Below are 9,158 nucleotides of genomic sequence, written 5' to 3' on the forward strand. Positions count from 1 at the left end.
ATCGAGTCTGCCAAAATCCAATTGCAGACCACGCGCAACGTTGAGATCAACCAGGAGCAGCAGCTGTCAGCACTCCGTGCCAAGTTCGCAGCCGGAACGATCGGGGCAGCAGAATTCGAGAAGCGGGAGCGCGACCTGACCAATTCCCTGTCAGATCTGAAAACCCGCAAGGCAGAGCAGGAATTGGCGCTGCAGGAGGCAGTGAACCGCAAGATTATCGAAGGGCTGCAGCTTGCTAACCAGCGGGCAGAAGCGGCAATCAACCGCAGCGCCACGACCCGAACGATCGCGGCGAAGCGAGAGTTGCTGAACGACCCCAACGCCACCGACCCAGTGACGGGCGAGTTTGCTGATCGTCGGCTCAGCCGCGTCACTCAGAAGATTGAGGCAGGGGCGATTGACGATCGGGTGAAGTTGGTTCAGAAGGAACTTGCCGACAACCAGAAGCTATTTAACGAGAAGCGTAGAAGTCGTAAGGAGTTTGAACAGGAAGAAATTTCTCTTCAGCAGAAATTAGCCGACCTGAACAATCAGCGCGTGGATATCGAACTCCAGCGCCAGAAGGAGCTACGCGACTCCTACAAGGCGCTGCGTGACTCGCGAATCAAACAGGAGGAGGAATTCAGCAAGGCGCAGCAGGCGAGTCTAGACCGCTCTAAGCAGCTAATTGAAGCGCAGGCGCGCCTGAGTAAAGCCAAGTCGGAAGCGTCGCTAGCGGTGGATGACTCGCGGTTGCGCAGCATTGATCGAGCCACTGAGCTGAAGAAGAAAATTGACGACGACAGCACCGACCCAGCGGTGAAGGCAGTGGCGCGGCGGCAGTTGGAGCAGATCGGCGTTGACCCCAGCGCGACAGAGCTGCAGATTGCCGAGCAGAAAGCGCAAATCGAGAACGAAATCGCCGCCAAGAAAATTGCGGCTCAGGAGCAAGAGTTTAAGACGGCTCAAATGCTCTTAGAGCTGGACCTCCAGCGCGAACAGATTGCTGCACGGTTGGAGAAGCGAAAAGCCGATCGGGGTCGCCTGGAAGCAGAGAAATCCCGCAATGAAGCCGAACGCGACTACAACACAGCGCTGAAGGGTGGCGATGCCAGGGAAATCCAGCTTGCGAAGAATAATTTAGAGCTAGCGGGCGCAGATGTGGGGCTGGCGGCTCAAGGGCAGCGAGATGCCAGCGAAAGCCTCAGCCTGATTGATCAAACCGCCGATCAGCGACGGGAGGCGCTGAGGCTGGAACAGCAGAAAACGCGCGAGAACACGGCGGAGGATGAGTTCCTGCGGCTGCAAAACCAGGAGCTGTCGATCGCCGAATTGGGCGGGAAGACACCCAACGCGCCGAGCAGCTTTATTACCCCAAACGCACTAGACGCCTATAGCAACATTCGCAACGCAGGCGGCAACCTGTCTGGGATGCAGGCGCGGCAGCCCATCTCTCAGCAGGCAGGCAACGTGATCAACCTGCCGGGAATGTCGGGGATGACCGCAGGCGGCGGGCTAACCGTGACGCCCTCGACTGGTGTGGGGGCGATCGCGCCTCCCATACCTCAGCCAGACTTCAGCAAGGCAACCATTACCCCAAGCGAGGGTAAGGGGCAATCCTTCAGCCAGGAGTTGGTTGGCTTCTTAGGGTCCAAGCTGGACCTGCTGAACAGCAATATTGCAAAGCTGGCGAACTCACCCAGAAGCCTCAGCTTTACCTCTCAGGACCCGGTAAGCGATTTTGCCGACTTCCAGAATGGGCAGGCAGCCTCACTGATGCGAGGTTAAGCGGCTCAAAAACCATGAAATTTTTACGAAAAAACTACGGCCTTTTTCTGCAAAAACTGCGACTACTTTGTAGAAAATCTGTGGCTTCTAAAGTAGCCGAATATCAAGCCTGGCGCAGGTTGGCTGCTTAAAAGCCCATGAAAAAGCCCACCCAAAACCCATGGGTTTTTTCTGCAAAGATTCGACTACTTTACAGGAACTTTTTTACAGGGGCTTTCTGGCTTCTAAAGTAGCCGAATGTCAAGCCTGGCGCGGGTTGGCTGAGCAAGCTGCGTCGATGATGCGGAGTAGCTCAAAAACCCACTCAAAACGCCGTGGGCTTTTTCTGCAAAAACTGCAACGATTTTGCAGAGACCCTGTGACTTCCAGAATGGCTGAATGCCAAGCCTGGCGTGGGTTGGCTGCTCAAAAGCCCGTGAAAAAGCCTACGGCGTTTAGATTCAACTTTCCTGCAATAAATACTATGATTTTGCAATGAATCCGTCACAAAACGCTTGTAGCGGTGCGTCAAACACTGTTACAACTAAGTTACAACTGTGACTTCCTAGGTTCGCCTGGGAAATACCCCTGATCATCACTGCAAGCTACTTATAACTGTGTTCCAGGTATCTTGCGGCTCTGACCAGGAACGAATAAGGAGGGGCTAAAACGGTGGTAACCGCTGTCTTAAATAACCATAACCTTAGTTTTGAGCAGATTGAGCGGGAGATTCGACACCTACCGAGAAGAGTTTCTCATTTTCCAGAGTTTGGTCCTCAAGGGCAAAATAAGAACTCTTCAAAGTTTGTAAGGCTTTGTCAGACGCTTAACGAATTAGCAGATTCTATAAGTAGAGACTGGCATCAGATGCAGCCTGAAGAGCGAGAGCAATGGAAGAGGCTTGCCTACTCATTGGTTCGTGAGCCTGAGCATAAGAACTTCTTCTACAGACTTGTTCACAAGGTTAGATTTTCTGTTCAAGTCTTTGTCTTAATACAGAGAGGCGAGGTAGATGCGCTTTTAGAGTGTGTTGAAGCACTAGATCGTCTGATAGACAATATTTTTGATGCGATTGAGCGAGAAGATCCTTTGTACCAAAAAGTTTTAACTGATACCCTAGAAGAGTTAAAGACTACTCCTGCGATTCAGTTAGGACCGGAGGATACCCGTGAGTGGCTCCGAAGTATATCAAGTGGTGCGGATGAGGAAGTTTGAAACTTCCTACGAAAGCCTAATCAAACACCACTACAAAAGAGACAAGAAATCAAGAGCTATTTTCGAGCGGCTACTCGAGGATTTTCTAGCTGAGCTTTGCGTCAATCCTCGTCCTAATAATGCCGATCTGCAAGCCTTTCCTGCTAACAGCAGAGAAGAGGGATTTGAATTCTGGAAGAAGCGGTGGTCATCTCTTCCAGGATTACGAGGGGCTGCAAAATTCGGTAGGCTGCTGTATGTTGTTTGTGAGCCAAAGCGACTTGTTTACTTATTCTGGATCTACACTCACGAAGAGTACGGCGAGCCTCGGAGTCAGCCGCCTGCGAAAGATTTAAGTCGAGAAATTGATTCAATTGTTGAAGACTCGAAGACTAAGGTTGATGACGCTGATCCACTAATCAGCGTCATTTCTGTTGAAGGGGATACTTCAATAAGCTTTTAACAATGTAGATACAACAAAAAACCGCCCCAGTTGGAGCGGCTTTTGCTATTTGCGGCTATTACTATCAACGATCAGGTCAGATTCTTCAAAAGGACTGTACCACGCCGACCACAGCGAGCCAACAGATGATTAAGCTGTTCTAAATCGTTTGATTTAGAACTGGGATCAATTGCTTGAAAACAGCTTGCTGTTTCCTGTACTGAGTTCGTAGGGTTCTGCATGCCGCGTACTCTGTCCATTGTCTCCCGGAACTGCTCCCTCCGAAGCTCTCTCACTAGCTCCTTCGTCTGTGTTCTGTTCATCTTGCCCACCCACTTCTTGACTATCCACGCTTACAGGCTCGATCCACTTGATAATGCCTGGATCTAAAGGCGACCGCACCAACCCTAAGAGTAACCTTTCTACAGCGAGTTCCGCCTCCGTAGGCTCTCTAACATTCTCAAACAGCTGTGTTGCCTCCTCGAAGTCTATCACGAAGCTATGACTGTGATACCCAGAGCTAAGTTGTGTTATGGCTTGCAGCGCTTTTTGAGTTAGAGGTCTACTACGAGTGTCGCTCAACCGCTTCCCGTAGTCCTGTGCAATCTGCATGACTCGATTCATTTCACCTATCCGCAGTGGATCAATCTGAGTCGAAACCGGAGTGAGCAGTTGTACCGCCATAGAACTAGCAATATCCGCAGCAGTTTTGGTGCTAAGCCCTCCTTGGGTACTAGAAATGAGGTCAAGGAAGTAAGACTCAAAGTACGTGAAGGCTTGCGCTCCAAGCACGTCGAGCGCTTGCTGGATATCTAAACCTGACTCCCGCCAAAACAATTCATCCCGCTTAGATACCTGCACGTCCAAAGGACCAAATTCTCCAAAGTCGGACATGACGATTTCATCAGCACCTAACGCCATCAACGTTCCGGCACTCTTGCAATGCCCAAATACGAACAAAGTGATTTGGTCGTACCGACGTTGCAAAAACCGCATGATCTGAAAAGCGGCGTCTGCGTCTCCTCCATGAGTCGTCAAAATCAACCCAGCATTCTTGCGAGGGTTGTCAATCCTTCGGGCTTCTTGAATCAAGCAGTCGGCATACTCTCTAGCGATTTGCGCACTATAGAGGAATATGTCTGCCTCTAAAGATTCAGCCAACGGGTTAACTGCGTTAGCAATTGCCTTAGCAAGAGTTTCGCTCAAAGAAGTATCCTCCTACTGCACTACAAGAATGAGTCAAAAGTATTGCGGAGGTCGCAACACCTGATAGCGAGATTAACTCTAGCGTTCTACGGTAACACACCCTTTGTTGAATGACTGCTTCAAACTAATGCTGTAGGCATAGCAAAAGCCGCCCCGGTTGGAGCGGCGATCGAGCTTTGGACAGTGGCTAGAGCGATTGAATCGACTCTTCAGTCATGACATCACAGTAGGTGCGGGGATGCTCAAACTGAACCCAGTAGCGCCAGCCTGCTTCACCTTCATAGCGGCTGGGTTCAAACACATACAGCGCTCCCAAAATGACTCCGCTTTCGGTGTAGTGGATACCGCTTTCGGTGTCTTCGTAGGGGGACAGAACTCGCTGCCCTGTGTGGAACTTGGGAGGGGTTAAGGTGATTAACGCCATAGCGCTCCTCCGGCTGCTGATTTGAGTGATGTGACGGCTAAGGCAGCTTTGACCGATCGTTCTAGATGCAACGCTACCTGGTCCCAAGCTTGCCGTGATGCCAGATCCCCGTCTAGCCTGCTTTGCTGCTCTACCATGTCGGTGAGTCGGTCTAGAACTTCTGGCAGCGTGTGCCGGAGGACTAGACAGTGCAGTTCGACCTGAAGCGTGCTGAGGGGAATGGAGCAGCCGCATTCACAGCGACGCGGAAATACGAGATCATCCATTAGCACACCTCCTGTGGCAGTGCGGGGCGAACTCGCTCCTCAGACACCATGTACTTGAGTTCGTCGTGAGAAAAGGCAGGCAGTTCGATGTCGTAGTCCCATCCGGGCGCGTTGACGCCTTGACTCAGGGCAACATCACGACTGGTGTAGGTCATGCCACAGATGCGCCCTTCAATCTCTTTCTCCAGACGAACCAGAACACGATCGCCGATTTTGTAGCGCGGCATGGGGATGTCAGATGGCAGGTTGATGATGATTTGCTGAGTCATGATTGCTGCGCCTCCACAACGGCTTGAATCGCTGCGTCTAATAGGTCGATATCGGAGCCAGAGTAGGAGTTGACCATGCGGCTGACACCTCCGACGATTTGCTCACGTTTGGGCGGCTCTGCCCCGTAGCGCTCTCGGTAGAAGCGGGCGGCGAACAGTCCAGCCTGAAGCAACTGCCGATGATCCAGCGTGTACCCCAGTTCGGCAGCACGATCGCTGATGGGCAGTTCCAGACGATCGTCGCTGCTGGTAGAAGGCAGGCTGGTTTGTCCGACCATCAGCGTCATCAGTCGCGCTTTCAGCAGCGTTTTCTGGTTTTCGTCGGGTCCGCCTAAGTAGCGGTTCATGATGCGAATGCCAGCTTCCATCTGCTTGACGGGATCAACGGCTTTTGTGGCAGGCTTGGAACGCTTGGACTTCATAGGTTTGGACGGCTTGTCCAGACCCGTTTCACCAGCAGCAGGCAGGGCGCGAAGCAGTTGGTTCGCCTGTCGAATGGTTTCTACGCTTGCAGCGCGGATGCGGTCCCAGTTCTCTGCGATGCGCTGATACAGCGTCGCGGCACTGGAAGACATCGGCTTATTGGTGCGGGGGTTTTTCAGGTTGGCTTTGCGAAAGGCTTCCCAGTTGCCGTGTCCTACCACTGCCTTGAGTTGCAGCAGGCGATCGCCCATATCCTTGGCAAGCTGTAAGGCTTTGGGTAGCTGCTCAACAACGACTTCAAACTGCCCATACAGGGTATTGATTTCGGTGATGAGGGTATCGACAGATTCCGATATGGGAATTCCCATATCGATGGATGGAGTCTCTGCAACCGATGCACCCTGAAGCTGTCGCCTAGCTGCGGAGAAGGCTTTAACTAAGTCGATTTTGAATTGAACAACTTGAGGTGTGTTGCGACTTAGGGTAGAAACGAAGGTCGCTTGATCTTCGGTGAGGAAGGCGATCCGTTCTGTAGAAGTGTTGCCCTGCTTGGTTTTGAACTCTCGCGTTTCAAACGCGACAGCTCCAAAAGCGCCTTCAATCTTGCTCAAAAATTTGTCTAGGGTTGCCAGGAAGTTCTTGTGCTCGATTCCCAACCCCTCAGCAATTAAACGCGAATCAACAACTAGAGCGCCTTCGCAGGAACGACACAACCTTGGCAGAGTCGCCCTCAGCTTCCACAACGGCGAATGGGTTGTACTGGTTTCAGATGACCTGATCAGCCGCGTTCTGCCGTTCTAATCCGGAATTCCGGACGGCACTACAAAACCGCGATCGTTCCTCACTGAACGATCGCGGTTTTGTTTTGGGCTACCATCCCAGAGAATTAAGGGAAGAGTCGCTTCGACGTGATCGCTTCAACTTTTGATCCGCGATTGACCTTATCTTTGCGTACATTGCAGAAATAATCTCGTCTAGGTCTTCCTCGTTTATCCAAGAAATTGAAGCCGTATCCCTTCGCAAAAGATCTCTAAGTTCAGCATCAGGATCGGCTTCCTCCTCAACATCGGGATCAGTTTCCTCCCGAGCAATCTGCGCTGCTTTGAACTGTTCTGATATCTCCTTGAGCTTTGCTGCTCCGAGCCGAAACCTTTCCATACTGCTTTCCACTGAAAAGCTCGCACCTTCAGATCCATTAGCAGGTTCCACTTTCTGAGCAGCCTGCGCTATCACTTCCACCTGCTCTAATTCAGCAACATGCTGCTGAATTAAACGACACAAAACTCTCGCCTGCTTGAGTTGGACCTCCAACAACCTCACGATTTTTACACAAACAGCACGATCGACAGAATTCTGAAAAACTGCTCCCATCTCCTGCTTCTCAAACGCAGATTTAGCCGCAGCTTGACATGCAACCGCTTTGCTTTTGTAAGCCTGAATGCGCTGCTCTAATTCAGCACAAGCAGTTTCCAAAATCCTTGATGTGTCACTGAAGTTGCGGGTTACAGACTCAAGACTGGGAGTAGCTACAGGCGCACCGTTCTGAGCTAAAAGGGCTTCCAATGCTTCAAAACTCTTGGCATTCATTTACTTTGACCGGGTAAACGTTGTGCTTAACGTACCCCACGGGAGTCTTATGGGTCATCTGATTCGCCGCCTTCTTGATAAGTTAAACATGGTTTCTTTCTGTCAATATGGGACGAAGCGATCGCCACAGACTTTGACCGGGATGGGCAGTCGCCTCAAAAACCGCGATCGCGCTCTTCCAAGGGGTAGCGATCGCGGTTTTGCTTTGGGCACCTTGAGCAAGCACCCCTTGGAAGGACCCATGACCCAACAGAAGCCAGCTAACACAGGCGCAAATCCCGCTGTCGCTGAATTAAAAGCATTGCGAAACGAATTTGCTCGCGTCAGAGAAGAACTTACGGAGCTTAGATCCGAACTGAAAAGCCGCAAAATGCCTGACATCACAGATCAGGTTGCAAAAGGCGTTGTTCTGGCTGGCGTATTTTGGGCAGTTCTGCTTTGGTTTTTCCGATCGCTCTAGTCAGGTAGGAACACCAAGGGGCAGCCACCGTATTGCCCCATGCGCCGCTTCCTTGCTCTGTCGATCGACGGTATCAGCCTCAGAATCAGCGAGTTTGCCTCCAACGGCTACGAAGTGACCTATGCCGATACAGGCGATGTGTCCTACTCGCTGGCAGGGTTTGCGGTCGCAGATGGTCCCGGATTCGAGCCAAAGCGCGTCTGGACGATCAACGCTTTCCTAACGCTGGCAGAGTGGCAGCAGCTCCAATTTATCTACGCTCGATCGGAGCGCAAGCGGCGGCAGCCTCCCACAAACTTCGGCATCGCGTGCGACGACACGGTTCAGCCTGTTATTGAGGACAGCAACGCCAGAACCCGCGCGATCGTTCCCGGCGGCACGGTCACACAGTTCGTCAGCGGCGGCATTACCTATCCGGCACGGTTCTCGGTGCGGATGTTTCAGCCCAAGGCGACTGAACTAGCGGGTTTGAAGCCATTCCAGACCAGCTTTGTGCTGAAGGAACTGGATAAGGTCGCGCCATGACGATCAATCTGTCAGTTCGGCAGTACGCCATCACGATCGCGGGGCTGGACTGCACCAAGCCGCTGATTTCTTTCGCAGGTAGCGATTCCAAAATTGACCAGTCCGGGCTGATTACCTTTAAGGGCAGTTTGACGCTGGGACGCCCGGAAGCGTTTGAGAGTATTGACGATCGGATCAGCGACCGGTGGGCGCGTGGCAATCCGATCGGGCTGCGGATTGCTGATAACAGTCAAGCTCTGCGGTTGCCCCCCAGGGGCGGGACGCTGTTTATTTTGGATTCCAGCTACGACCCCAAGGCAGGGCGGCTGGAGATTCAGTTTGGCGATATCTTCGAGCTGCTGCGCTTCCGAGAGCCGAAGGGCGACGCTTCTAAAATCTGCCTCGGCACCAAAACGACGCGGACGCAGATTATTAATAATTTGTTGGCGGCTGCAGGCGTGCCGCTGCTGATTGACGAGGTTCCGGGCTACCTGCACGCTGCAACGCCTCGACTGCTGGAGTCAAGCTATATCGAGCAAGCAGGGGCGATCGCGGCGGCGGCAGGCTACTTTCTCTGGGTTGATACCAGCGGCAACGTGAGAGCGTCGGCGATTAACTCGAACCCCGTTGCACCTCA

12 protein-coding genes are annotated in these 9,158 nt (G+C 52.3%); 6 read left to right on the forward strand and 6 right to left on the reverse strand.

The features are described 5' to 3' along the window. The 3 genes from H6F43_RS01085 to H6F43_RS01095 form a co-directional block, all read left to right on the forward strand. The coding region (locus H6F43_RS01085) for a hypothetical protein (protein ID WP_190340180.1) at nucleotides 1–1,767 on the forward strand (1,767 nt) is incomplete at its 5' end. A 651-nt stretch (nucleotides 1,768–2,418) separates the two neighbouring features. Then, on the forward strand, nucleotides 2,419–2,961 hold the full coding sequence (locus tag H6F43_RS01090; RefSeq protein WP_190340181.1) for a hypothetical protein: 543 nt from the start codon (nucleotides 2,419–2,421) through the stop codon (nucleotides 2,959–2,961). Next, entirely contained in the window at nucleotides 2,915–3,403 is a 489-nt protein-coding gene (locus H6F43_RS01095) for a hypothetical protein (RefSeq protein WP_190340182.1), read from the forward strand. Before H6F43_RS01090 ends, H6F43_RS01095 begins: the two co-directional genes overlap by 47 nt. Before the next feature lie 165 nt (nucleotides 3,404–3,568). Here the strand turns inward: H6F43_RS01095 and H6F43_RS01100 are convergent, their stop codons facing one another. The 6 genes from H6F43_RS01100 to H6F43_RS01125 all read right to left on the reverse strand — a co-directional run bounded on the left by H6F43_RS01100 (nucleotide 3,569) and on the right by H6F43_RS01125 (nucleotide 7,557). After that, nucleotides 3,569–4,588 (reverse strand): SppA protein, encoded by a 1,020-nt coding sequence (locus tag H6F43_RS01100; protein WP_190340183.1) that lies wholly within the window; start codon nucleotides 4,586–4,588, stop codon nucleotides 3,569–3,571. A gap of 187 nt (nucleotides 4,589–4,775) precedes the next feature. Then, the gene (locus tag H6F43_RS01105) at nucleotides 4,776–5,012 is read right to left on the reverse strand and encodes a hypothetical protein (RefSeq protein ID WP_190340184.1); all 237 of its coding nucleotides are present in this window, start codon (nucleotides 5,010–5,012) and stop codon (nucleotides 4,776–4,778) included. Then, on the reverse strand, nucleotides 5,003–5,278 hold the full coding sequence (locus H6F43_RS01110) for a hypothetical protein (protein ID WP_190340185.1): 276 nt from the start codon (nucleotides 5,276–5,278) through the stop codon (nucleotides 5,003–5,005). Before H6F43_RS01110 ends, H6F43_RS01105 begins: the two co-directional genes overlap by 10 nt. Beyond that, nucleotides 5,278–5,547 (reverse strand): hypothetical protein, encoded by a 270-nt coding sequence (locus H6F43_RS01115; RefSeq protein WP_190340186.1) that lies wholly within the window; start codon nucleotides 5,545–5,547, stop codon nucleotides 5,278–5,280. Before H6F43_RS01115 ends, H6F43_RS01110 begins: the two co-directional genes overlap by 1 nt. Beyond that, nucleotides 5,544–6,713: a Rha family transcriptional regulator gene (locus H6F43_RS01120; RefSeq protein ID WP_347272355.1), complete on the reverse strand. Its 1,170-nt coding sequence runs from the start codon at nucleotides 6,711–6,713 to the stop codon at nucleotides 5,544–5,546. The genes H6F43_RS01115 and H6F43_RS01120 overlap by 4 nt, the downstream gene beginning before the upstream one ends. Nucleotides 6,714–6,840: 127 nt before the next feature. After that, nucleotides 6,841–7,557 (reverse strand): hypothetical protein, encoded by a 717-nt coding sequence (locus H6F43_RS01125; RefSeq protein WP_190340188.1) that lies wholly within the window; start codon nucleotides 7,555–7,557, stop codon nucleotides 6,841–6,843. A gap of 88 nt (nucleotides 7,558–7,645) precedes the next feature. Between H6F43_RS01125 and H6F43_RS01130 the strand changes: the two genes are divergently transcribed. The 3 genes from H6F43_RS01130 to H6F43_RS01140 all read left to right on the forward strand — a co-directional run. Continuing rightward, nucleotides 7,646–8,017, forward strand: coding sequence for a hypothetical protein (locus H6F43_RS01130; protein WP_190340189.1), 372 nt, complete (start codon nucleotides 7,646–7,648; stop codon nucleotides 8,015–8,017). A 39-nt stretch (nucleotides 8,018–8,056) separates the two neighbouring features. Beyond that, a complete protein-coding gene (locus tag H6F43_RS01135) occupies nucleotides 8,057–8,542 on the forward strand; it encodes a hypothetical protein (RefSeq protein ID WP_190340190.1) in 486 nt (161 codons plus the stop codon). Further along, the coding region (locus tag H6F43_RS01140) for a hypothetical protein (RefSeq protein ID WP_190340191.1) at nucleotides 8,539–9,158 on the forward strand (620 nt) is incomplete at its 3' end. The genes H6F43_RS01135 and H6F43_RS01140, both read left to right, overlap by 4 nt.

The sequence above is a fragment of the Leptolyngbya sp. FACHB-36 genome (assembly GCF_014695955.1).
Classification (GTDB): Bacteria; Cyanobacteriota; Cyanobacteriia; order Leptolyngbyales; family Leptolyngbyaceae; genus FACHB-36.